The 25,083-nt window shown below is 50.1% G+C and carries 18 protein-coding genes and 3 riboswitches; of the genes, 10 read left to right on the top strand and 8 right to left on the bottom strand.

The features are described from left to right. Positions 1–227 precede the first annotated feature (227 nt). A complete protein-coding gene (locus ACXX53_RS13845; RefSeq protein WP_458569235.1) occupies positions 228–1,511 on the top strand; it encodes an ArsB/NhaD family transporter in 1,284 nt (427 codons plus the stop codon). 180 nt (positions 1,512–1,691) lie between these two features. Here the strand turns inward: ACXX53_RS13845 and rluF are convergent, their stop codons facing one another. The 3 genes from rluF to ACXX53_RS13830 all read right to left on the bottom strand — a co-directional run bounded on the left by rluF (position 1,692) and on the right by ACXX53_RS13830 (position 4,333). Further along, a complete protein-coding gene (gene rluF / locus ACXX53_RS13840; protein WP_458569234.1) occupies positions 1,692–2,414 on the bottom strand; it encodes a 23S rRNA pseudouridine(2604) synthase RluF in 723 nt (240 codons plus the stop codon). Positions 2,415–2,636: 222 nt separating this feature from the next. Continuing rightward, a complete protein-coding gene (locus ACXX53_RS13835; protein ID WP_458569233.1) occupies positions 2,637–3,344 on the bottom strand; it encodes an SGNH/GDSL hydrolase family protein in 708 nt (235 codons plus the stop codon). A 134-nt stretch (positions 3,345–3,478) separates the two neighbouring features. Then, a complete protein-coding gene (locus ACXX53_RS13830) occupies positions 3,479–4,333 on the bottom strand; it encodes an alpha/beta fold hydrolase (protein WP_458569232.1) in 855 nt (284 codons plus the stop codon). 447 nt (positions 4,334–4,780) lie between these two features. Here ACXX53_RS13830 and rpoN point away from each other — a divergent pair, with 447 nt between their 5' ends. Then, the gene (gene rpoN / locus ACXX53_RS13825; protein ID WP_458569231.1) at positions 4,781–6,097 is read left to right on the top strand and encodes an RNA polymerase factor sigma-54; all 1,317 of its coding nucleotides are present in this window, start codon (positions 4,781–4,783) and stop codon (positions 6,095–6,097) included. On the opposite strand, the gene ACXX53_RS13820 is transcribed toward rpoN, so the two are convergent. Then, a complete protein-coding gene (locus ACXX53_RS13820) occupies positions 6,094–7,788 on the bottom strand; it encodes a sigma 54-interacting transcriptional regulator (protein WP_458569230.1) in 1,695 nt (564 codons plus the stop codon). The genes rpoN and ACXX53_RS13820 overlap by 4 nt on opposite strands. 236 nt (positions 7,789–8,024) lie before the next feature. On the opposite strand from ACXX53_RS13820, the gene ACXX53_RS13815 reads away from it, so the two are divergent. The 7 genes from ACXX53_RS13815 to serS all read left to right on the top strand — a co-directional run bounded on the left by ACXX53_RS13815 (position 8,025) and on the right by serS (position 17,575). Then, positions 8,025–9,452 (top strand): aldehyde dehydrogenase family protein, encoded by a 1,428-nt coding sequence (locus ACXX53_RS13815; RefSeq protein ID WP_458569340.1) that lies wholly within the window; start codon positions 8,025–8,027, stop codon positions 9,450–9,452. Between the two features lie 100 nt (positions 9,453–9,552). Further along, positions 9,553–10,401 carry an AhlS family quorum-quenching N-acyl homoserine lactonase gene (gene ahlS, locus ACXX53_RS13810; RefSeq protein WP_458569229.1) on the top strand — a complete coding sequence of 283 codons (849 nt, stop codon included), beginning with the start codon at positions 9,553–9,555 and terminating at the stop codon, positions 10,399–10,401. A gap of 37 nt (positions 10,402–10,438) precedes the next feature. Next, a complete protein-coding gene (locus tag ACXX53_RS13805) occupies positions 10,439–11,620 on the top strand; it encodes an iron-containing alcohol dehydrogenase (protein ID WP_458569228.1) in 1,182 nt (393 codons plus the stop codon). Between the two features lie 231 nt (positions 11,621–11,851). Beyond that, a riboswitch (cyclic di-GMP riboswitch) is annotated at positions 11,852–11,938 on the top strand. A 90-nt stretch (positions 11,939–12,028) separates the two neighbouring features. Continuing rightward, positions 12,029–12,115, top strand: a riboswitch (cyclic di-GMP riboswitch). 92 nt (positions 12,116–12,207) lie between these two features. Further along, positions 12,208–12,293: riboswitch (cyclic di-GMP riboswitch) on the top strand. A gap of 47 nt (positions 12,294–12,340) precedes the next feature. After that, positions 12,341–12,994, top strand: a complete 654-nt coding sequence (locus tag ACXX53_RS13800) for an anthrax toxin lethal factor-related metalloendopeptidase (RefSeq protein WP_458569227.1) — start codon at positions 12,341–12,343, stop codon at positions 12,992–12,994. Between the two features lie 254 nt (positions 12,995–13,248). Further along, positions 13,249–14,496 carry a DUF445 domain-containing protein gene (locus tag ACXX53_RS13795; RefSeq protein ID WP_458569226.1) on the top strand — a complete coding sequence of 416 codons (1,248 nt, stop codon included), beginning with the start codon at positions 13,249–13,251 and terminating at the stop codon, positions 14,494–14,496. Positions 14,497–14,797: 301 nt separating this feature from the next. Further along, positions 14,798–15,979 carry a polysaccharide deacetylase family protein gene (locus ACXX53_RS13790; RefSeq protein WP_458569225.1) on the top strand — a complete coding sequence of 394 codons (1,182 nt, stop codon included), beginning with the start codon at positions 14,798–14,800 and terminating at the stop codon, positions 15,977–15,979. Between the two features lie 300 nt (positions 15,980–16,279). After that, positions 16,280–17,575, top strand: coding sequence for a serine--tRNA ligase (gene serS, locus ACXX53_RS13785; RefSeq protein ID WP_458569224.1), 1,296 nt, complete (start codon positions 16,280–16,282; stop codon positions 17,573–17,575). Positions 17,576–17,663: 88 nt separating this feature from the next. Here the strand turns inward: serS and ACXX53_RS13780 are convergent, their stop codons facing one another. The 4 genes from ACXX53_RS13780 to ACXX53_RS13765 all read right to left on the bottom strand — a co-directional run bounded on the left by ACXX53_RS13780 (position 17,664) and on the right by ACXX53_RS13765 (position 22,910). Next, entirely contained in the window at positions 17,664–18,953 is a 1,290-nt protein-coding gene (locus ACXX53_RS13780; RefSeq protein WP_458569223.1) for a glycosyl hydrolase family 18 protein, read from the bottom strand. Positions 18,954–19,270: 317 nt separating this feature from the next. Beyond that, the gene (locus tag ACXX53_RS13775; protein WP_458569222.1) at positions 19,271–19,915 is read right to left on the bottom strand and encodes a lysoplasmalogenase; all 645 of its coding nucleotides are present in this window, start codon (positions 19,913–19,915) and stop codon (positions 19,271–19,273) included. Positions 19,916–20,097: 182 nt separating this feature from the next. Continuing rightward, on the bottom strand, positions 20,098–21,963 hold the full coding sequence (locus ACXX53_RS13770) for a hypothetical protein (RefSeq protein ID WP_458569221.1): 1,866 nt from the start codon (positions 21,961–21,963) through the stop codon (positions 20,098–20,100). A 14-nt stretch (positions 21,964–21,977) separates the two neighbouring features. Next, positions 21,978–22,910 (bottom strand): hypothetical protein, encoded by a 933-nt coding sequence (locus ACXX53_RS13765; RefSeq protein WP_458569220.1) that lies wholly within the window; start codon positions 22,908–22,910, stop codon positions 21,978–21,980. A 377-nt stretch (positions 22,911–23,287) separates the two neighbouring features. Between ACXX53_RS13765 and ACXX53_RS13760 the strand changes: the two genes are divergently transcribed. Then, on the top strand, positions 23,288–25,075 hold the full coding sequence (locus tag ACXX53_RS13760; RefSeq protein ID WP_458569219.1) for a vWA domain-containing protein: 1,788 nt from the start codon (positions 23,288–23,290) through the stop codon (positions 25,073–25,075). Positions 25,076–25,083 lie beyond the last annotated feature (8 nt).

The raw sequence follows: 25,083 nt of genomic DNA, 5'->3' as shown, positions 1-25,083 counted from the left end.
GCTGTTATTTTCTTGAATAATCAGATTATGGGTGACTAACTAGCTGCCGCGTGTGAAAATGTGTGATGTTTGTTGCAGAACTATGGAATTTTTGAAAATGGGTGATACTATAAGAGTTATCTTTATTACTTTGGGCGTGACATACATAGTTCACTAAGAAGTATACGATCATGAATAAATGCCCATACGAGAATGTTATTCTCAGAGGACGTTAGGTAGGGGGACATATGGAGACACAGGCAATACTGGCAATTGGCATCTTTTTAATTACGTACGCATTGATTATTTCAGAGAAGATTCACCGCACCATAGTTGCGATGCTTGGTGGTCTATTAGTTATTCTGTTTGGTATCGTTGATGTTAAATCGGCGATCGAGCATCATATCGATTTCAACACCCTGGGTCTGCTGCTCGGGATGATGATTATTGTAGGTGTGACCGCGAAAACAGGCTTCTTCAGCTATGTGGCCATCAAGGCGGCTAAGATAGCAAAGGGAGATCCGATAAAGATCCTGGTTGCTTTAGCGCTGATAACAGCCCTGGCATCCGCATTTCTGGATAATGTAACAACTGTCTTATTGATGGTTCCGGTTACGTTCAGCATTACTCGGCAATTGAAGGTCAATCCGTTTCCGTTTTTATTTTCGCAGATCCTTGCGTCCAATATCGGCGGTACAGCGACGATGATCGGGGATCCACCGAACATTATGATTGGCAGCGCCGTGCCAGAACTGACCTTTATGGCGTTCATTGAAAACTTGGCGCCGATCGTGTTAATCATACTGGCTGTTCAAATCCCTTTGTTTATTCTTATGTTTCGCAAAAGTCTTCGTACGACAGACGAACATAAGCGGGGCATATTGGAAATTGAAGAGAGTGACCTTATTACCGACCGCCGTTTGCTGGTGAAATGTTTAATTATTTTGGGGCTTACGATCGCGGGGTTCTTCCTGCACCAGCTCGTACATGTAGAGTCATCTGTCGTCGCGTTGACAGGGGCCTTCATTCTGCTGTTAATTACCGGTGAGCATATGATGGAGGAAGCGTTCAGCAAGGTAGAATGGACGACGATCTTCTTCTTCATCGGATTATTTACGCTGGTTGGGGGGCTCGTAGATACTGGAGTCATTAACAGCCTGGCGGAGAAATCGATCGAACTGACTGGCGGCAACGTGACTGCAACCTCGATGCTGATTCTGTGGATGAGCGCGTTGGCCTCTTCCTTTATGGATAATATCCCGTTTGTGGCAACGATGATTCCGTTGATTCAGGAAATGGGCCATATGGGCGTGTCCAATCTGGAGCCGCTCTGGTGGAGCCTTGCGCTCGGCGCATGTCTTGGCGGCAACGGGACGTTGATCGGAGCAAGCGCGAATCTGATTACGGCTGGATTGGCGGCTAAGGAAGGACATCCGATTACCTTCGTGAAGTTCTTGAAGTATGGATTCCCGATGATGCTGCTGTCCATTGTTATTTCCACGATCTATATTTACTTTAGATATCTGCTCTAACTAAGGAGGGGATGCCGTTAAGTCGCATTATTAGCTGACTTATCAGCATCCCCTTTATTTAGCGGAGGAAGATGACGAACCCTCGGGGCGTCTGTAAGGAGCAGTGCCAATAGCCCGACTCGTACCGTTGGCAGGTACTGGCCGGGCTGTCATAGTGCATAGACTATCGGCGATCTGTCCTCAGATTCTGCCCTTTCGGGTGTCGCGAACCTCGTGACCGGTGAGCTTCATCAACTCAGAGAACTCTTTATCCGTCAGATCACGCCATTGTCCGATCTTCAATGGATCGAGATGGATGTTCATAATTCGAATACGCTTTAGCTTCACGACATTATAGCCAAACGCTTGACACATCCGGCGAATCTGACGATTCAAGCCTTGTGTCAGAATAATCTTAAACACGCGCTCGCCGATTGGCGTTACCTTGCATGGCTTCGTCTTCGTGCCAAGAATAAGAACTCCGCGAGACATCCCTTCTACAAAGGAAGGAGTGATGGGCTTGTCTACCGTTACGATATACTCTTTCTCGTGGTTATTCTCAGCTCGGAGAATCTTATTGACGATATCGCCATCGTTCGTAAGCAGGATCAGGCCTTCCGAATCTTTGTCGAGACGCCCGATCGGGAAGATGCGCTCTTTATGATTAACGAAGTCAACGATGTTGCCTTTCACGTGCAGTTCAGTCGTACATGTTATGCCTACAGGCTTATTCAAAGCGATGTACACAGGCTTCGTCTTCTCGCCGATACGTCTGCCGTCGATGCGAACATCGTCGCCGGGCTCCACTGTGCTGCCAAGCTCGGCCAGCTTGCCGTTAATCGACACACGTTTCGCTTCAACCCATTTATCCACTTCCCGTCTGGAGCATATGCCCGTTTCACTAATGAATTTGTTAATTCTCATCTGGGATTCCTTTCTTATACGTCAAAGTAACAACCGCATGCCATATATTATACTATATTCCGTCATGCGGTAAACTTCTCTGTCGTAAGGAGTCTTGATATAGGTTTTACTTATAAATGTTTGGCTGAGGGGGATAAGAAAAGCGGGCGCCAATACGCTGGGCCCGCTGGATAAGTGCATATGCATTAAAGAGGTGACAGGGGTGCTGTGTTACCCAGCATGCTAAATGTCAATGTTGGCCTCTTTCAACGTACTTCGTAAGACTTGGGCCATTAAACGGTAGCCCAAGGCATGCGGATGCACCCCATCGTCGGTTAATCCGTCCCGCAGCGTTTGACCGTCTGTGTCAACGAAGTGGCGGTGATAATCGACGTAGACGAAGCCGTATTGTTCAGCGACACTCTTGATATGCTGGTTGATCTGAACAATGACAGCATTGCGCTCTTGGTTAGCTTCGGTTGCTGGCCGATTCGTCGGCAGAATCGAGCAAAGAATGAGTGATTGCTCGCGGTCTGCGCACATCTTAGCTATCTCGTCGATGTGTGTAGTAACAAGCTCGAATACTTCATCGCTAGTCCAACCTATACGGTTTGGCACATTCGTCGATTCCATCTTAAAGGTATCATTCACACCGATCATCAGCACGATATGATTCGGTTTAAGCTGCAGCGTATCCGCCTCAAAGCGTTTCGCGACATACTGCGCTACATCCCCGCCGATTCCGCGGTTAATTAATGCGCCTCGTTCCGAATGGAAGTATGGATCGAACTCCCATAGATGCGTGATCGAATCCCCGATAAATACAAAGTCAACCGGCGTTTGCTCCGTGAGCAAGCATTCATTCTTAATATCGAATTCCAAACGTCTAAAGTCCGCAGCAGCTTGAAGCGGAGAGAATAAACCTGGCTTAACGAATTGAACTCTGCTCATATCGTCACTTCTTTCATATGTAATGGATGAGTTAGGGATGCATTACCCACTCTTAATATAGAGTAATCATTGCAGGATTAGCATATGATTTGATCCATTCGATAACATAAATGAAGGCTAAGACGTGGTCGCGATTATGCCAATAAGAATTCAGCCACCAGATGATTAAAGTCTTCCTGCTCCTCGATAAACGGCATATGACCGCTCTGCTCGAAGATATGAAGCTTGACGTTAGGAAGCAGCTTCGCCATCTCCTCTGCTTGCGATACAGGTGTAATCCAATCGTGACGCGCTGCAATGATGAGTGTATCAGACTCGTAAGCCGGCAGAAGCGGGCGAACATCATACAGCGGGATCAGGTGCTTGAACGTATAGTTGCAAGCTTCTAAGGAGCCGATCGGACGGTTCCCGACTTCCTCCATCAGCTGAAGGTCTTGTTTATAGAAGTACAAGGATAAGCATAGGCTCCACCATTGCTCCAGGTGGTCGTTGTCCTTAATGTTGCCTTCGAACAGCTCTGGAATCGCGCGCAGCTGTTCTGGCGTGGCTACCGCTGCAGCAAACTCTAACGCAGCTGGATAGAATTCATAGCTTGGCGCTGTACATACGAGTACAAGCTTGTCCACGGATTGCGGGTATTTCGTAGCGTAGACCTGTGCGACCATTCCTCCAAATGAATGCCCCAAAACATGAATCGATTCTAGGCCTAAATATAGCCGCAGCGCTTCCAGATCATCCGCCAGCTGCTCAAGAGTGCAGTCAGCAGGATTAACCCGATCCGATTGCCCATTGTTGCGATGATCTACATAGACGATCTGCAGATGCTGAGCAAGAGGCGTCAGCCACGGCTTAAAGTCGGAGTGATCGCTTCCAGGTCCGCCGTGCAGAACGAAACATACTTTTCTATGTTCCATGCGAGGTCCGTTAGCAACGTAGCTGGAGCCCTCCACATCGAAGTAGATTCGAGCGCCATTCAGTTGAGCAAACATATATATTACCCCTCTCAATATCTTAGTTGTTCGTAATCGTTGAAATGGACACCGAGGTCATACAAACTTAACTCTGTTAATAGTTAACAGCTTTAAATCGTATGCTGGGCAATACTCGTTTATCTGTCACAAAGTAAAGGCAGCATATACCAAATAATCAACGATACACCAAATTATAACGTTTTCTATATAAAATATTAACTGGATAAGTGAAAGTTTATAAATTAATTTGGATTGGCATGGACATCATGCTTGGGAATGCACTGTCCGTCTCCGACATATAATTGGCTCTAGATGAACGGGAGGGCTTCGAGGTTCTAGCTGGCGAGCAGTTGATATTAGAAAATAATAGACTTAATATAACTGTAAGCGCTTCATTGAAATATGACTATGGACAAAGTATCAGCTTTCATAACTATAGTAACGGGTGACGCCATGCAACTCCGTATGGAATCAGAACTATCGCAGCAGCAGACGATCGGGCTGCGAATAACAACCCATATGCTGCAATCGCTGGATGTGCTGCATATGTCGACGGCACAGCTGACGGAATATGTGAACCGGCAGATTGCGGATAATCCCTTGCTTGAGCTGGCGCAGCCTCGTTCGAGATTTCGCGCGAGACATATGGATGATGAGCGGCTGCGGGATCTCGCGGATCGGTCGAGCTGGACGATGGAGGAGGAGCTGCTTGCGCAGCTCAGGCTTCTGCCGCTGTCGGACGGGGATTACCGGATAGCGGCCTTCTTGGCAGGCAGCCTGGATGACAACGGCTGGCTGACCTTGACGCTTGAGGAGGCGGCGCGAGTGCTGCGAGAGCCGCCCGCCAAGGTCGCGCAAGCGCTCAGCGCAGTGCAAGCTCTGGAGCCAGCGGGCATCGCAGCCCGCTCGCTGTCCGAGTGCTTGCTGCTGCAGATCGCGCGCGATCCCGCGGCGGACCCGCTCGCCGCCGCGGTGGCGCAAGACCATTTGCCCGCGCTCGCGGACGGGCAATGGTCGCGCATCGCGAGCCGGCTCGGCGTTCCGCTGGAACGCTTGGAGCAGGCGGCGCGCTACATTGGCGGCCTGCAGCCGCGGCCGGGTACGCTGTGCGGCGGCGCAGGCGCTTGGACGGCGTCCGTACAAGGACGCGAGCAAGAGCGTGATCGCGAGCTCATCATACCGGACGCCTACATAGTGAAGCATGGCAGCGACTACGTCGTGCACCTGAACGACGCGCTGTTCCCGCGCGTGGCGCTGCAGGAGGAAGCGCTGCTTCCCCCAGCACGCGAGGCGGCCGCCTTCTGGCGGCCCTTCCAGCGCTCCGCCCACGCGCTGCTCAGCAGCCTCGAGCAGCGCCAACACACGCTGCTGCTCGTGCTGCAAGCGATGGTGGCGGAGCAGCGGCCGTATCTGGATCATGGGCCGGCGGCATTAACGCCGATGACCCTGTCCACGATCGCGGCCGCAGTTGAGCTCCACCCATCCACCATCAGCCGCGCGATCGCGAACAAATACGTGTCCACGTCGCACGGCACCCATGCGCTGAAGTCGTGGTTCACCTCTGGCGTAGAACGCCAGGACGGCACCACAGCTTCTTCAGCGGCAATCAAGGCGGCGATCGCGCGGCACATCGCCGCAGAAGACGCCATGGCTCCGCTCAGCGATGCGCGCCTCGCCAGCCTGCTCGCGGACGAGGGCATCCCCGTCGCCCGCCGCACGATCATGAAATATCGGGAAGCGATGCGCATTCCCTCTTCCAGACGGCGCAGCAGCGCCCGTTAACGGGAGGCGCTCCAACGCTTCATCTTCTTGACAAGCGTCGAATGATCGACACCAAGCGCGAGTGCCGCTTGGCGGATCGAGCCGTGCTTGTCGAGCGTCTCCTGGATGGCGCGCTTCTCGAACTCCTCCAAGCGCTGCTTGAGCGAGCCGTACGTGCTCGGCAGCCCTGTTTCATATACATGCTGCGGCAGATGGTGCGGCTCGATCACATGCGAAGGGATGGACACGATCATATTTTCAATCAGATTGCGAAGTTCTCGTACGTTGCCCGGCCAACGGTAGTTGTTCAGAAGCTGCTGCGTCTCGGGTGACAGCTGCTTCTCAATTCGGTATGTCTTGCTGTAGTAATGGAAGAAATGATCCACCAGCGCCTCCACATCTTCTGGACGCTCCGCGAGCGGCGGAACATGAATCTCGACGACGAGCAGTCGATAATAGAGATCCTCACGGAACGTCCCCTGCTTGATAAGCTCGCGCAGATCGCGATTTGTCGCCGACAGGAAGCGGATATCGAGCTTGCGCGCTTTCGTGCTGCCGATTCGCCGCACCTGCTTCTCTTGAATGACACGCAGCAGCTTCACCTGCAAGGATAACGGCATCTCGCCGATCTCATCCAGCAGAATCGTCCCTTTATCCGCAAGCTCCAGCAAGCCGATTCTTCCTTCTCGATTTGCGCCAGTGAATGCGCCAGCCTCATAACCGAACAGCTCCGATTCAAGCAGCGGCTCTGGGATGGCAGCACAGTTCACCTTGATGAAGGGTCTGTCCTTCCGATCGCTCATATGGTGAATCAGGTTCGCAATGACTTCCTTGCCGGCGCCGGATGGACCAGAGATCATGATGCTGGTCGGATAGGGCGCCACCTGCTTCACCTGCTCATAGATATGCTGCATCTTCAGGCCGCGAAAGATGAAGGCATGCTCCTGACCGTCATGCTCCAGTGTGAAGCGATGATGCTGAATCTGCGAGAAGCTCTTCGCTCGATCCAGCTCCTGCCGCATCTCGTTAAGCAGTGTCACATCGCGCACACTCGTCACAACCATAGCGATCTCGCCCGCCTCGTCGAACACCGGATTGCCCGTCACAATGAACTCCTTCTTGCGGTTTATTTTCTGAATGAGCGACATCTTCTTCTTCTGGTTCAGCACGAGCAACGAGACGGATTGATCAAAATACCCTTCCTGTGTCAGCTCTTCCATATGGCGTCCGATGAGCTTACTTCTCTCTAAGCCAGTGATTTCTTCATAGGCCGCGTTGACGAGCAGCGTTACGCCGTGTCGATCCACGACATAGATGCCGTCAGTCGAGAATTCAACGATTGATTCCAGCCGTTTCAGCAGACTGCGATACTCCTCCATTTCGGATATATCCTGAATGACAGCAATAGCGCCCACTATTTCATCCTCTTGGTAAAATGGCGTCCGGTTCACCATACATATGCGGCCATTGATCTCCATTTTCTCGCCGATGGCACAAGTACCGCTCTCTAACACCAGATGAAGCTTGGTGTTGGGGATGATGGAGGAGATGTGCATGCCAATCCACTGCTGCGGCTCAAGGTGAAGGATTCGCTGCGCGGAGGCGTTAAGATGAAGCACTTGCCCCTCCAGACTTACGACAATAACGCCGTTATGCATCGAATGGAATAGAGAACTCCATTGCTCCGTTGTAATATGTGGTTGAGGCGGCATCGAATTATACCTCCTGTGGTGAATTATTTGCGTATGTGGTGAAATATTTCAGCACTATAAGTTTCGCCATTTATTCACCTAAATCCTGCCTGTCTGGTGATATTTGTCACCGTAATTTACCGAATGAATGTTACGTCTTAACACATTGGGCTTGATCTTGCTGTACAATCATGAATTGGCACGATTATTGCTATATCTAATATTAAGAACGCTGAAAGGAGCCATTGAAATTGGAAATACACACAAAACAACTATGGATCAACGGTCAATGGGTCAGCTCAGATAGAACGTATGCCCTTCATTCTCCCTATGATGGGTCACTGCTGGCTCATGTCGCCAAGGCGAGCGTGCAGCATGTTGAAGCTGCGATTGCGGGAGCAGAGGAAGCTTATCAGATCATGAAGGAGCTGCCTGCGCATCGCCGCGCGGACATCTTATACGGCGTCGTTGAAGGCATGAAGGCGAAGAAGGAAGAGCTCGCTCGCATCATTGCGATGGAAGCAGGCAAGCCGATTCGAACAGCGCGCGCGGAGATCGAACGCACGATTACAACCTATCGAATGGCGGCGGAAGAAGCGAAGCGGCTGTACGGTGAAACGATTCCGATGGACGCCGCTCCCGGCGGGGAGAATCGCCTCGGCTTTACATGGCGAGAATCGTTAGGCGTTGTCACCGCGATCTCGCCGTTTAACTTCCCATTCAATCTAGTTGCGCATAAGCTCGGTCCAGCCTTCGCGGCAGGCAATACGGTAGTGCTGAAGCCGGCTGAGCAAACGCCGCTTTCCGCGTTAGCCATCGCAGAGCTGTTCCATGAAGCAGGCTTGCCGGCAGGCGCGCTGCAGGTTGTTACGGGCAGCGGGCGCGAGCTTGGAGACGCGCTGGTGACCGACCCGCGCGTGCGGAAGGTGACATTCACAGGCAGCACAGAAGTCGGCAAATCGATTAAAGCGAAAGCAGGATTGCGCAAGACAACGATGGAGCTGGGCTCGAACTCTGCGGTCATCGTGGAGCCGGATGTTCCGCTTGACCGCATCGTCGGGCGTTGCGTAGAAGGTGCCTTCACGAATGCTGGGCAGGTATGCATTTCCTTGCAGCGCATCTATGTGCATGCATCTATATATGACGAGTTCAGTCGCCGCTTCATCGAGCGCACCGGGCAGCTTAAGGTAGGCAATCCGTTCGATGAAGAGACGGATGTCAGCGCAATGATTCATCCGCGGGAAACAGAGCGGATCGAGGCGTGGGTGGAGGAGGCTGTTGCCGCAGGCGCGCGAGTTGGCTGCGGCGGCAAGCGGGAAGGCGCGGTCTTCATGCCGACCGTTCTGCTCGACGTACGTTCGGACATGTCTGTTTCGTGCAAGGAGACCTTCGCGCCTGTCGTATCGATCGTCCCGTATACGGAATTGGACGAAGCGATAGAGCTTACCAATCGTTCTGACTATGGTCTGAACATGGGGATCTTCGTGCGCGATATCGAGAAGGCATTCTATGCGGCGAAGCGTATCCAAGCAGGGGCTGTCGTTGTGAACGACATCCCGACGTTCCGCGTTGATCACATGCCATACGGCGGCGTGAAGGACAGCGGCTATGGCCGCGAAGGCATCAAGTATGCTGTGCAGGAAATGACCGAATTAAAGTTCGTGACCATCAAGACCATGTTCTAGAAGCAGTCCTGTGCTCCACATCAGCTTGCCGACCAATCATGTAGTCAGTCAGGTAATCATCATGCATTCATTCTGTTATTCATTAGAGGAGGAATTGGAAATGTGCAATATTATTCATGCTAAACCGAAGCTTTACGTGATGGACAATGGCCGTATGAGTATGGACAAGAACTGGATGATCGCCATGCACAACCCAGCTACGATCAGCAATCCGAATGCGCCGGCAGAGTTTGTTGAATTTCCGATCTACACCGTCCTCATCGATCATCCAGAAGGCAAGATCTTGTTTGACACGGCGTGCAATCCGAACTCGATGGGGCCTCAGGGCCGTTGGGCAGAATCTACACAGCAAGCGTTCCCTTGGGTAGCGAATGAGGAGTGCTACTTGCACAGCCGTTTAGAGCAGCTGAAGGTGCGTCCGGAGGATATCAAGTACGTGGTTGCTTCACATCTGCATCTGGACCATGCCGGCTGCTTGGAGATGTTCACGAACGCTACGATCATCGTTCATGAAGATGAGTTCAACGGCACGCTGCAGAGCTATGCGCGCAACCAGAAGGAAGGCGCTTATATCTGGGCGGACATCGATGCCTGGATCAAGAACAACCTGCAGTGGCGCACCATTCAACGTCATGAAGATAATTTGCTGCTGGCTGATGGCATCCGTGTACTCAACCTAGGTGCGGGACATGCGCGTGGAATGCTCGGATTGCATATCCAGATGCCGGAGACGGGCGGTATTATATTGGCTTCAGATGCAATCTATACGGCTGAGAGCTTTGGCCCGCCTGTTAAACCGCCGGGCATCATCTTCGACTCCGTCGGCTATAACTTAGCGGTTGAGAAGATTCGCCGCTTGTCTCATGAAACGAAGTCACAGGTATGGTTTGGGCATGATGCTGATCAGTTTGCACAATTCCGCAAATCCACCGAAGGCTACTACGAATAAATCAGAACGCAAGTAAAGAAGGGAGATGCGGTATACGATGGCTGTTTCTAAACTGATATTTGCACCGCTTAGCTATACGGGCTGGGGAGCTGCGGCTCAGCTTCTGCCTGAAGTTGTTAAGTACGGCTCGTCACGGATACTGGTTGTCACAGACCCTGTGCTGAAGCAGATCGGTCTTGTCGACCGTGTGATAGCGCCGCTGCTTGCGGAAGGCTGCCAGGTCGATGTGTACTCAGAGACGCTGCCGGAGCCGCCGCTTGAAATAGGGGAGAAGCTGGTAGCTTATACGAAGGAAGGCGCGTTCGATCTCGTCATCGGCATGGGCGGCGGCAGCGCGATGGATCTGGCTAAGCTTGCAGCTGTGCTGTCCGCGCATGAAGGATCTGTGGGAGATTATCTGAATCTTACGGGCACGCGCAAGCTCGAACGCAGAGGCTTGCCGAAGATTCTGATCCCGACAACGTCGGGCACGGGATCTGAAGTGACGGACATCGCGGTCTTATCGCTTGAGACGACGAAGGATGTTGTGACACATCCTTATCTTCTCGCGGACGTGGCGATTGTCGACCCTGAGCTGACGCTGACAGTGCCGTCTAGAGTCACGGCGGCGACGGGCATTGACGCGCTGACGCATGCGGTAGAAGCGTACATATCCGTCAACGCTTCGCCGACGACGGACGCGATGGCGCTGCATGCGATCCGCCTCATCGGAGGATCGCTGCGCAAGGCGGTCGCCGATGGGAAGGATCAACAAGCCCGCACCGATATGAGCTACGGCAGTTACTTAGCCGGACTCGCGTTCTTCAATGCGGGTGTGGCGGGCGTGCATGCGCTCGCTTACCCGCTGGGCGGGCAGTTCCATATCTCCCACGGCGAATCAAATGCGGTGCTGCTGCCTTACGTCATGGGCTACATCCGCAGCAGCTGCGTGAAGCGCATGGGCGACATCCTCGAGGCGTTAGGCGGCAATACCGCCTACCTGACCGAAGAGGATGCTTCCCGCCTATGCGTTGAGCAGCTGCAGCGGCTGGTGCAGGACGTCGGCATCCCAACGACGCTCGCCGGGTTTAACATCCCGGAGAGCGCACTGGAGCTGCTGACGGAAGACGGCGTCAAGCAGAAGCGCCTGCTTGCGCGCTCACCGCTTCCGCTCGGCGAAGAGGAGATCCGCACGATCTATCGCTCCGCGTTTGAGGGCATTATCGTGGAACCTGTCTGAGAGCCGCAAGGATATAGAATCAAGGGGAAAGCCGCAGCTATGCATGCGGCTTTTTTCATTGAACTTTTTTACGAATCCAGCCTCATAAATCTATCATCATGAGGACTGCAGGAGAGGCATTTGCGGATAATTGATAGGAAAAAATAGGTATTTATATCTAGCATTCTATTGACTAATGAATCTATCAGAAGTAAGATATTAGTAGTTATTTTGATAGATATTCAACTCCATATATGATAAAGGCAAACCCATCGAAAGATGGCGGCGCAAAGCTAAAGGGGCTAAGGCGAGAGATCGCGATGCCAGCCAGTTACCGGTATAGAAGCGAATCATTCGATATGCGTGATTGCAGCCCTTCTTATCTCGGTAAGAAGGGTTTTTATATTACAATTTCATAGATCAATTTCATATTGATAAAGGCAAACCCATCGAAAGATGGCGACGCAAAGCTAAAGGGGCTAAAGCGAGAGATCGCAATGCCAGCCAGTTACCGGTATAGAAGCGATACGTGTCCAATTGCGTATTTCCAACCCTTCTTATCTCGGTAAGAAGGGTATTTTATTGTGGAAGTACATTGGTCAACTCCGTATTGACAAAGGCAAACCCATCGAAAGATGGTGACGCAAAGCTAGAGGGGCTACAGCAGTGAATGCTAGGCCAGCCAGCTACCGATAAATAAGCTCAACGTCCACGAGCGTTGGCTTTAGGAGGACAATTTATATGAAATGGGACAAGCGTATTGTCGCTATCGCACTTATCCTATCGTTCTTATTCGCAACTCCAGCATATACAGTAGAAGCACAAGGCAATTCGGTAATTGATCAATTGGTAGTGCTGCCGTCAGGCGATTATAATACTAAAGAAGCTAAAGCTATGATCGATAGACTTGAGAAGATTCCAGCAGAAGCATTAGAGGGATTGAACGATAAAGGGGTTAAGATTAAGCTTACGAACGACATCATCACGAAGGAGCCGGAACTTCAATATTTGAAGGGCGTTACACCAAGAGGTTGGGAGAACACGGGATTAACTTGGGACGACGTTCCGGGTGTCAGTGAGAAAAACGTTGTCGTTAGAATCGGTTACAGCAAGAAGGGTAAAGGTCACAGCTCGTACAACTTGGAGATTCATGAAACGATGCACGCGATAGACCGTTTTGTATACGATGAAGCAAGCGGCACAAGTGCTTTCAAAGAAATCTTCAACAAAGAAGCCCAGGTAAAATATGATGGGGACGGTTATGTATCGGTCTATCCTGCTGAATACTTTGCGGAAGCAGCAACATTGTATGTATATAGCGATAAGACACGCAGTGATCTTCAAAAAAACATGCCATTAACTTACGACTACTTGGACAAGCTGTTTAATAGCTAAGCTGAATACAGCACTTATAACTATAGAAGCTCTTTTCAGGCGTCGCAGCCCGAAAGGAGCTTTTTTGGGCTTACGTTCTTGTTAAGTCATGCTTTTTAACTGGACATTCGAAATTAATATTAATTTTATGTTGAAGCTTCGTGAATGGAGGTATTTCTGCCGTAATTACGTCCTATACCGTATAATGATTGATGATAATTATGGGTAGCCTTTAATTAGCTGATCCGTATACTTAGTAGAGAAGGGGGACGCACATGACATCCAAATATATAGCGGGAATATCATTAGCCGTTATGGCTGTAGGCTTTGCGGTGACGATGTTTCTACCGCAGCATGTTGTTATCATTTTACTTCATGGCGGATTTGAAGCAGGGCTTGTTGGCGGAATCGCGGATTGGTTCGCAGTAACCGCACTGTTTCGCCATCCGTGGGGGATACCTATTCCGCATACTTCACTCTTGCTGAAGAATAAGAATAGAATTGTCGAATCAATGATTTCTTCGATGGAGAATGAATTATTGAATAAAGAGAGCATTGAGAGCAAGCTTCGACAGATTCAAATATTACAACGCACCGCTGCTATGTTAACGAAGTTGATAAGCAAGAAAGAGATCCGGATACAGATTATTAATGTGATCATCACTGGCATACAGCGTCTGCCGATTCAACAGCTTGTCCCATCCATTCAGTCTGGATTAGCGGCTTATGTTCAGAAGATGGATCTTAAAGGCACTGCAGATGCGGTTATGACGAAGCTGCTCCATGACCATTATGACGAGCAAGCTCTAGATTATGTGCTAGATCAAGCATCTGACTGGGTTAAGCAGCGCAAGACGAAGATCATGCTTGGGCAGCTAGCCGCTGAGAAGCTGTCCGAAGTAAAAATGGGCGGTTTTACAGGCTTTGCTGTGCAGGCGTTTGCCGGCTTCGTGGATGAAGATAAGCTGGGAGCTATGCTGCAGAATATGCTCGTTTCCGCGATCCGGGATCTGAAAGTCCCTGAGCATCCAACCCGTGAGGCGTTAATGCAGGAGGTTCGCATTCGATTGTTCGAGCTCGCGGAGAATGAAGACTATATGGAACAGCTGAAGCAATGGGCTGCCAAGCAATTGAAGGAAGAACAAATGGAGTCCATCTTGATCACACAGTTGGAACAGCTGCGAGATGTTATTATTGCTAAACTGGAGTCGGAACGTGAGGCGGGAGGACGCAAGGTGTTTGCAGCTTATCGCTGGCTCGTGAGGAAAGCTAGTGAAGATCCAGAGTTGCTGGCTAAAGGAGAGTCATGGATCTCATCTAACATTATCCGCATAGTAGAGAGCAACCACTACAGAATCGGACAACTGGTACGAGAAAATATCGATCGGATGGACGATGCATCTCTGGTACGTATGCTGGAGGATAAGGTCGGCAAAGATTTGCAATGGATTCGAGTGAACGGAGCATTATGCGGTTTCGTCATCGGGATAATCCTATCTCTCTTTAAGCTGTTTTTGGTATAACTTATATAAGCATACATCTGTTATTGGGCAGTCTGAGTCATCAGGCTGCCCATTTCTATTGTTCTTAGATTAAGATTAGCCGTCAGCCTTCGTTATGTCGACACAAATTAAGACTAATTTAGGATAGGCAGTCGACAATATATACCATATAATAATCTATAATGTATAGATATGGCATATTTGGAATGAAAGAGCACAACTTCAGACCGTGTTAAGCAGCTATTCATCAGCTTAGACTCATTTCGTTATGCGATGTCCTTAAACTTTTTTCTGACAAGATTCATAGTGAGGAGATTCAACGATGAAGGTGCAAGCATTTTTACGCCGAAAGTGGTTAATGGGTTGTTTATTATTCGCCTTATTGATTGTTGGGTATTCGCTGTATATTTATGCTAAAGACATCACGTTAATTGTAAATGGGAAAACAATTGACAATAAAGCCGCGATATATATGAACGATAATAGAATGATGGTGTCAGAAGCATTAATCGAGAGTGAATTTGGCAAGCAATTGGAGACGGCAATCGTTAAGCTTGATCCTGGGACGTATTATAAAGATCGAGTAGCTGTATTGATGTATCATCATATCGAAGATCATCCTACTGAACCGCATGTTCTATCAGCAGCGGACTTTGACAAGCAGATGGAGTTGTTGGAGTTAAACGGCTTTAAGGTTATCACCTTTGAAGAGTATACGGCTTTTATGACAGAAGGCAAGGATGTGCCGGATAATGCGGTGCTGCTTACATTTGACGACGGTTATGAGAGCTTCTACACTCTCGCCTATCCGATCTTGAAGAAATACGGTTATACAGCAACCAATTTCGTGATGGTCGCGGCAGTGGATAACCGGACTGGGGTAACCAAGATGACATGGGATCAGATGAGAGAGATGAAGCAAGCTGGTATGAGCTTCTATAGTCATACTTACGATTCCCATTATTATCGTGCCATTAATAGCAAGGGCAAGGAGGGGCAGATGCTGACCCATCCGCTTTACATACAGGCGGAGAAGCGCGTCGAGACGGAAGAGGAATACAAGAAACGGATCGCAACCGATCTAGAAAAAGCTGAGAAGCGGCTGCGTGAAGAACTGGGTAATGATTCGGGTGTTATAGCATTTCCGTTTGGCGCGGCTAATGATGACGTATTCGATGAATTAAAGTCGCTTCACATCGAGCTCTCCTTCACGATTGATCCGGGCTTGACCTCGCGCCGTGACAAGAACGCTTATCGTTTCAATGCGGGCGGCAGCGATAGGAAGCCTGAGGATTTGATCGAGACTTTAAAGTCGATCGCCACTGGGGGCAAGAACGAATATATGGCGATAAAGGTTGATGGGGAGGAAATATTCTTTGCTAAGCAGCAGCCTATGATGGTGAAAGATGAGTTGATGATTCCCTTGAAGGAGTTTTGCAAATTGTACGATATTCGGATCAAGTACGATAAGAAGCGGCGCACGGTGGAGCTAACTACGCCGTAGGACATAGAATATATTGTATTTGCTCGAAGAACAGGTTATACTAAACGTTAAATTCAATGATTCGATCATGCCTGTGAAGAGCATCCAACTCGGAGGCGTTCTCGTTAAGAGGTCTGTATATCGCGTGAGTCGATTGCGGACTGTCCTAAGTTTACCGGCACCGCCCGTTATCGCGGAACCAGAGAGGATTGGACGGCTATGCTGTTCAATCAAGTTGGGTGGCACCGCGAGCGAAGCGCTCCTCGTCCCATACGGATGAGGGCGCTTTTTGTATTTTTTGCGAGAGGGAGTCGGTAGACGATGTTGGACATGAGATGGATAAGAACACATGCAGATGAAGTACAGAACGCGGCGGATCAGAAAGGAATTCAGATCTCGATCAGCGAGCTTGCGGCGGTGGATGAACGGAAGCGACGGATGCAGCAGGAAGTAGATGAGCTGCGTCGTATGCGCAATGAACAGTCGCAAGAGATTGGCAAGCTGATGAAGAATGGCGATCAAGAGCAGGCTGAAGCACGCAGAGCGGCTGTGAAAGAAATGAATGAGAAGCTGACGGCAACGGAGCAGGAATTGAATGAGGTTGAGCAGCAATTTACGCAATTGATGCTGCTTGTACCTAACATCGTATCGGCGGATACCCCGATCGGACGCTCGGATGAAGATAATGTGGAAGTGAAGCGTGTAGGGGTACCTCCAGTTCGTGATTATGAGATCAAGGACCATGTGCAGCTCGGCGAGCTGCACGATATGATCGACATTCCGCGCGGGGTAAAGACGGCTGGAACGCGTAACTACTATTTAATGGGAGCGGGTGTGCTGCTGCACCGCGCTGTTCAGCAATTAGCGGTAGATCTGCTGCTTCGCAAAGGGTACACACTTCTAGAAGTACCATTGATGGTACGGACGGAAGCACTGACCAATACAGGGTTCTTCCCACTTGGTCAGGATCAGACATATGAGCTTGTCGATGAAGGAAAATGGCTTGTGGGCACGTCGGAAGTACCGCTCGTCTCGTACTACGCTAACGAAATCGTGGATATGGCTAATCCAGTGAAGCTGGCGGCTGTATCGACCTGCTTCCGCAGCGAGGTCGGATCGGCAGGCAAGGATGTAACGGGGCTCTATCGTGTGCATCAGTTTGCCAAGGTTGAGCAGGTCGTCCTGTGTGAAGCCGATGCTGAGGTATCGGAGCGCCTGCATCAGGAGATTACAGCTAATGCGGAGGAAATCCTGCAGCTGCTAGAGCTGCCTTACCGTGTTATGGCAGTGTGTACTGGCGATATGTCGCAGAAGACGTATAAGCAGTTCGACATTGAGACATGGATGCCGAGCCGGCAGGCCTACGGCGAAACTCATTCGTCGTCGAACCTGCATGACTTTCAGGCGCGGCGGTCGAACATTCGCTATCGTGACCAGGAGGGCAAGCTGCAGTATGCTCATACCTTGAACAATACGGCCATCGCTTCGCCGCGTATCTTGATCCCGCTGCTGGAGAACCATCAGGAAGCCGATGGTTCGATCCGAATCCCGGCAGCGCTGCGGCCTTACATGTATGGGATGGAGCGGATTGCGGCTCCAATGGTATTCAGCGAATAGCGTGAATATAGCATACGGAAGCTTTCGTGGCGGCAGGCTCTGCTCCTCGAAAGCTTTTGTTATGCTGTTGAATATGCTTTTGGATGCATTATTGACGCTTTACCACATTGAAGTTGTCATCGATAAGCAGCCAATTCTGCGGAAAGTCCAAGCCGAGCTTCCAATAGCTGATGCCGCGCAAGCGAAGCTCCTTCAATAGATTGAATTTCGCTTGGATCGAACGCGCATCCTCGAACCAGACGATATGCTCCTTGCCTTCATTATCTTTGTACTTGAAATAGGGTGCTTGCGCCTTCTGATCGAAGTGGATAGGCACGCCTCTATCTCGTGCTAGATTAGTGGCAGCAACGGGGCTGATCGCCTTGGCGTATGGGCCTCCCTGTACATAAGGCAAAGTCCAATCATAACCGTATAGATTCTGTCCCATCATGATCTTGGACGCTGGAATCTCCGTGAGTGCATATTCCAGCACCTGGCGAACGGGTCCAATAGGCGAGACAGCCATCGGCGGCCCGCCGCTATATCCCCATTCATACGTCATAATGACGACGAAGTCAGCAATCTCACCATGTGCCTTATAGTCATGAGCTGTATACCATTCTCCAGTCTGTGCGGCGCTTGTCTTTGGAGCCAGCGCTGTAGACATTAGATACCTCGCACCATGAATCCGCGCCGCCGCTTTTCTTAGAAATCGATTGTAGGCTTCTCGATCCTCAGGGTGCAGATGCTCGAAATCAAAATGGATATCTCGGAATCCCAGCTCTTGAGCTGTTTTCATGATGTTGTCGAGCAGTGTGTTTTGTACTTGCTCGTTCGTTAAGATTTCATGCCCCAGATCAGCGCTGAACTGTTCATTTTCCAGATTGGTAATAACCATCATCATCGTGACATTGTGCTCTCGGGCGATGTCTTGCAATTGTCCCAATGGCGGAGCCTTCAGAGAGCCGTCTCGATTGACGCGGAAGCTGAACGGGGCTAAGTAGGTTAGATAAGGCGTTGTTTCTCTGGCGGCTGTCGTGAGTTCCTGTGATACTTGATTTCCTCGTGGTTCAATGTAGGCGTTGACCTCGACCTTGCTGCGCGGAGCGGGTGGAATATAGAGACGTACTCCGATCTGCAGCGGTTTATGAACGTTCAGTCGATTGACAGAGGCGAGCTTATCTACGGTAGTACCGTGTTTGCGCGCGATCGTATAGAGACTGTCGCCAGGCTGTACCCAATAATATTGTCCGACAATAGGGATGACCAGCGACTGACCTACAACCAACGGGGCGTCTTGCGGGATCTGGTTCGCTTCCGCTATCGTTTGAGCAGAGATGCTGTAGGCTTGGGATAAGCCGTTCAACGTCTGCCCGGGATGCACGACATGAATTTGCATGATGCTTCTCCTTCCAGCTTCTGTTGTAAATAGGATCATTCCGAGACGTTATGAGCATGGATAAGTCGAAATTAAGGCATTGCACATGCCTCTTACTGGTCAGGGTATTCTCCTGGGTGGGCCGGGGTGTATGTCTAGTAATAGGTATCGTTGGGAAGCACAAGCCTATAGTTGGAAGAGAGCTGATGCTTCATGTTGGACTTGAAGTACAACGCGAGGCTGCTATTGGAGTGGACAAATAAGATTGGAAATGAAGCAGGCCACTACCGTGCACTTTATGTACATGGTAATGGCCTGTATGTATTCATACGATTTCATTAAAACTGTCCGATGCGGGCATATCGGATCTGCTTCTTATAGATACTGCGCGCAATCAAGAACTGCGCTGAATAATAAGTGACCATAATTAAGGTATCCGCGTAAGCCACATCTGAAACGAACATATTCCAGCCTAGGATGGAGTCCGATACCATAAACAGCAAGCCGCCTATGATAGCCCATTTGTTGCCGGTCATGATGGACAGCCAGCCCATAACGGAGATAGCAATCATATAGCACAGCACAGGGATTAACAGAACTTCTTCGTTGTTAAGCTTGAGAGCTGACTGGAGCTCACTCCACATAAAGAAGAAGTACACCGCGATAGGGATAATCGTCAGAAAGCGTGGCCATGAGAATCGCCATCTAGTCAGAAATGCTCCTGCATAGAAGAGATGGCCGATTAAGAATGCGCTGAGTCCGGCCACGAACGACCACTCTATGAATCCGTCCCCCAGCATACAGAAGAACAGTCCAACAAGCGCAAGCCGGAAGTAGCGGTCTTTCGAATCAGGTCTCTGCAAATAAGCGTAAATCAGAATGAGCCACATCGGAATCAGCTTAAATAGAGTTAGATTGGGTATAAAGAAAATATATAGTATGCCCATCACTAATATTGCTACAGGAAGCAGCCATTTTTTCATAAGTCATCCTCCCGATCGTTTCATTAATGAAATATCTATTATCTACTATTAATATGACACTGTAAAATGGAAAAGTCTACTTTTGTGCGCGCATGCACGTGGCGAGCTGCCCATGCGAGGCCGAGACGTCGGAAAACGACGTCTCAGCCCCATAAACGCCCTCGCGCTAGGCAGTCCCACCATTACTCCACAGCCTCGACATCGAAGCTAGGGATATTGACGAGCTGATCGCCGATGAGCACCTCCGTATATGAATTGAAGCTGCCCATCACCGTTAGCGTGCCGCTCGTCTGCGGCAGATCACCGTTCAATGCGATAAAGCTGTCTCCCATAACCGCGTAGACGGCACCATCTCCACCCTCTACCAGCTCACAGCTGAAGCGGACTTTCTCATGCTGGTGCTTCGTCAGATCATTCACGTGAATATCACGGTATCCCTTCTCACGAGGCATACCGGAATCGGAGCCAGTCTCAGCGACAGATCCTTTGTCGTGACCGTGACCGCGACCAGCACCTGCATAAGTATCCACATTGCCCTCATGATCGAATGCAGTTTCTTCATGTTCCATGCCAGTATAGATGTATTGGCCCAAGAACAAACGGTAAGTGGCAACGCCGCCTTCAGCACCCTTCATGTTCGGATTCGTCACCCTAATCTTGTTGTCACCCACTAATTCTAAGCTGTCGGCCTCGACTTGGAACTGTGTGTTAATCTCCTTGCTCGTCACCTGCAGCAGCGTATAGGTGGCTTCGCGAGTTGCCGATTCGGATACGAGCAGCAGGACAGGCTTCTTCTTGCTAAGCGCATCTTCAATCGTTAAGCTCGTGACGGCAGAGTTCGGTGGAATCGGACTGCTTGTCAGCACGCGAACGCTCTCATCGCCGCCTTCCCAACTTGCGAAGTACACACGACTGCTGTCATCAACCCCTGCTGCATAAGCCTCCGTACCGAAGCGATTACCCCCGCCGACCACATGGCTATAATTCTGATTGGGGTCAGCGCTCTTCAGTAGGCGGACAGGTTCAGCGACAGCCCACGCTAGTTGAGCCGCTTGAATGTCGGCCTTAGTATCCCGATAAGGCGCCAAGTCAGTGTACAGCTTAATCGCCGCCTCATACTCTCCAGCGGATACATACCGCTCGGCCTTCTTCATCCAGGAGCTGATCTGCTTCTCTACGCTGCCGGCAATGCTAGACTTGATTCCAGCGTTTTCAGCGAATGAAGTATATGCCTTGGCATGTGCGATATAATTTTCAACATGATCTTGATCAGCATCTTTTTGCAGAACGGTGCTCGTGATGGACTCCACTTGCTTCGGCAGCCAAGGGGCATTATATTCCAGCCCTTCGTAGCTGCGAAGCATAGAAGACGCCTCATCTAGCATATGGTTAAATTGCCCAGAAGCCCCTATGCGGGACAGCTTCCGTCCATCGTAGCTCTCAAACTTGTTAGCGAGCAGACTGGACTTCTTCTCCGCTCCGCCATAATAGAGATCTGGAATGCGGAGCAGGTTCGCCTTGAACGATTCATCCTCGTAGCGGTCCTGTTCCAGATTAGCAGTCATTTGCTCATCAAAATACTTCTTGAAATGTTCAAACCCAGCTATGATGCTATCCGAAATGTCGTATGATTCTGATATTTCGCGATAATAGGCTTCGAATGGGCTATTATTGCCGACGTAAGAATTCCGTACGTCCTGCTGCTTCTTGTACGTGTTCATAAACGATTCAAAGTCAGAATCGCTCAATGCAGCTTCCACATCTTGACTGATAGCCAGAAGCTGCTCCTTGATCGAGGTGATCGGAGCAAGCTCCTGCAAGCGTGCGGCAATTTCCTGCTCTTTATAATCGATCCAGCGATTTCGATGCGCTTTCTGATACCAATCCTCGGCCTCCACAAGTTGCTTGTCGTTGTACAACTGCTCGGCATGGGTGACTGCGGATATTTTTCGTGAAATGTTAACGCCCTTAACTCCAATAAGAACCAACGCTATCACGCATAAAATGATCAACATATTCCGAGGGTTCAGCACCCTTAACTTCGTCATATCGTATATCCTTTTCATTGAGATTGAAAATCAGGATCCCATTGGTACTGTTCCTTGTAAATCTGATAAACTTCATCTCTTAATCCGCCCCAATCCTGGGCGCTGTTCTGAGCGATGATGTTATAGAGGCGCAGGAATCGATCCTTCGGCAGATAGCGCGCGTAGCGAGCAATAAAGTTCGGATACAATTGAACATAATGCTTCATGCGCACTGCAGCGCCGACGACTGCTGTCAAGATCTCGGTTCCTTGCTCCATTTCATAGATCTCAATCTCATAGGTCGTCACATAACGGAGCGCTCTTTCTTTAATGAGATCGCGTTTGACTCTAGCGAGCTCGCCGATATACCTTGCAAGCATAGGCTCGAAGTGGGACACTAGAAGCGGTTCAAGCTGAAGGTCCATATCCTTGCGTAAAATGAAAGAATCGAGCAGCGCAATCTGCTGCAAGCGAATCGTGCTGCTGCGCTGCACGGTACTGATCTCGCGCAGCATCTCGTATGACTTCACAGGCTCCGTCTTCCACAGTCCGATGGCGGATTCCCAATCTCGAAATACGCCCTTTACGATGTTGGATTCATCACGCTTAATGAGCTTGTCCAGCTCGCGAGTCGTCTCATAAGGTATCGCCTTGCGCTGGAAGTACCACATGGCGAGTATGCATACGACTCCTGCTGCAAGCGACAGCGCCATCTGCAGGAATGTATTGCTAAACAGGACTGCGACGAGCGAGATCAGAGCCACGAGGAGCAGATGCGATTGCAACGAGCGGCGAGCAAGGATCGCGGAGCGCTGCTCAACGGATATGATCTGTTTCTTGCCGCAGTTGGTACACTGTTTTGCAGGCAGAACAGTATAAGTGTGACAATGTTTGCAAACTTTTAACTTTTGCACCCTATGTCTCGTCTTATTATAAGGATGGAACTGTACCGGCTTCTTAGCGCTCATAACCGTTCACCTTCACGATTCAATATCGTGAGCAAGCGACGATCGATATCATCTGATGTAGGCGTGTTCTTATGCCGGAAAAAGTAGGTTGTTGACTTCACTGCGGCGTAAAGAAACATAATTCCTATACATGCGTATGCAACCATATTACAATCCTTTCTATATCAGTAGTTTGTTAATAGGAGGAGCCTGAGACTTTTCGCCTATTAGGCCGCCCAGCAGTTATGCGCTACGTTGAAGTTTGGGCTGAATAATACTATCATATGATAAAGCTCTGGTATAAATAGTAAGCTTATCGCCGCGGCAACGTGAGGCTTATTGCCTATAGCGCATCCGTGTATTTATATTATCTCATTTCACAACAAAGGAGTTCAACTATGAGACGGAGAAGACACCTGTCCCTGTATATTGTATGGATCATTACACTTCTGCTGCTGCCGCTAGCCGGCAGCCTGCCTGCGGCGCAAGCAGCGCCGCAAGCCTCACAGATCGACGCTATGCTCGTCATCGACGTGAGTAATTCCATGAATACGAGCGATGTCAATAAGATCGGCAATGAAGCGATGAAGATGTTTATCGATATGCTGTCTACCAAGGGAGATAAGGTAGGTATCGTAGCGTATACGGATAAGATCGAGCGCGAGAAGGCGCTGCTGACGATTGAATCCGCCGCTGACAAAGAAGAATTGAAGGAATACATTGACGGGCTCAATCGCGGAGCTTATACAGATATCGCGGTTGGGGTGAAAGAAGCGGTCAAGGTGCTTGAGCAGGGAGCCGATCCTACGCATGAGCCGATGATCGTGGTGCTGGCAGACGGCAACAATTATTTGAACAGTAAGGGGAACCGTACGCAAGAGCAGTCTGATAAAGAGTTGCAGCAAGCGGTTGAAGACGCGAAGCAGAAGGGCATACCGATCTACACGATCGGGCTCAATGCGGACGGCAATCTGAATCAGAAGCCACTTGAGGACATATCGAAGCAGACAGGCGGGAAGTCCTTTGCAACCGACACTGCGGATGATCTGCCGCAAATATTGAGCGAGATCTTTGCAAGCCATCTGAAGCTCAACATTGTACCGATTCAATCGATGACGGGAACTGGCGACTATCAAGAGGTGACGGTCAATGTGCCGAATGCCAACGTGCTGGAAGCGAATATCTCGATCATGTCTTCCAAGCCTGTTGATGTAAAGCTGACGGATCCTTCGGGCAATAGCGTACCCGTGCCGTCGGACAGCGCACTGCTGTCGAAGTCCAAGAGCTACTCGCTAATCAAGCTGCTTCAGCCTGCTGAAGGCGACTGGAAGCTGCAGGTCAAGGGGGTACCGCAGGACAAGATCGATATCAATCTCGTGTTCAACTACGACCTGGAGCTGAAGATGGACCCGATTCCGTCCAAGAAGTACAGCAAGGGCGACAAGATTGAGATCAATTCGTATCTGATGAGCAACGGCCAGAAGCTTCAGGATAATGAGCTGTATAAGAACATGAATGCTGTTCTCGTTGCGAAGGACCTCGATACGGGCAAATCGGAAGAGATCAAGCTGGATAATCTAGGCGACCACTTCGGTGGCAGCTATAAGATCGCAGAGAAGCACGATTATGAGCTGCTCGTGCGCGCGGAGGAGAAGAGCTTCTACCGTGAGACGGAGCCGATCAAGGTAAGCGCGAAGGCGGGCGGCGCTGCGGACGCTTCCGGAATGACACCGACGCCTGATCAAACGGAAGAGAGCTCTACTCCAGTCTGGATGTATATTGCAGGCGCGGTAGGCTTGCTTGCGGTAGCGGCCGCAGCCTATTTCATCATGGCAGCCGTTAAGAAGGCGAACCGCGGCTTCGTAGGTCAGCTCGTCATCGAGATTCGCGACGAGAATACGGGCGAGAAGACGTACCCACAGTATAAGAAGCTGACCGCGTTCAGGGGTAAGTTCACGCTGCATCAGGTGCTGCAGCTGGCTCCAGAGTTGAAGGAGACGGAGAACATCCTCTTTACACCTGGCAGCCAGGACCGAATTGTGCTGAAGAACGGATCTGCAAGTACGATTGAGAAGTCAGGGCGTGCTATAGATGCAAGCAAAGGTGTAGAATTAAAGAGTGGCGACCGAGTGACGGTGCCGCTTGCTAACGTAGATAAGACCATATTGATCGAATATTTGAAATAAGCGGCGAG

It is taken from the genome of Paenibacillus marinisediminis (assembly GCF_054343325.1).
The sequence above is the reverse complement of the archived record's forward strand: the minus strand, read 5'-3'. Positions and strand labels throughout refer to the sequence as shown.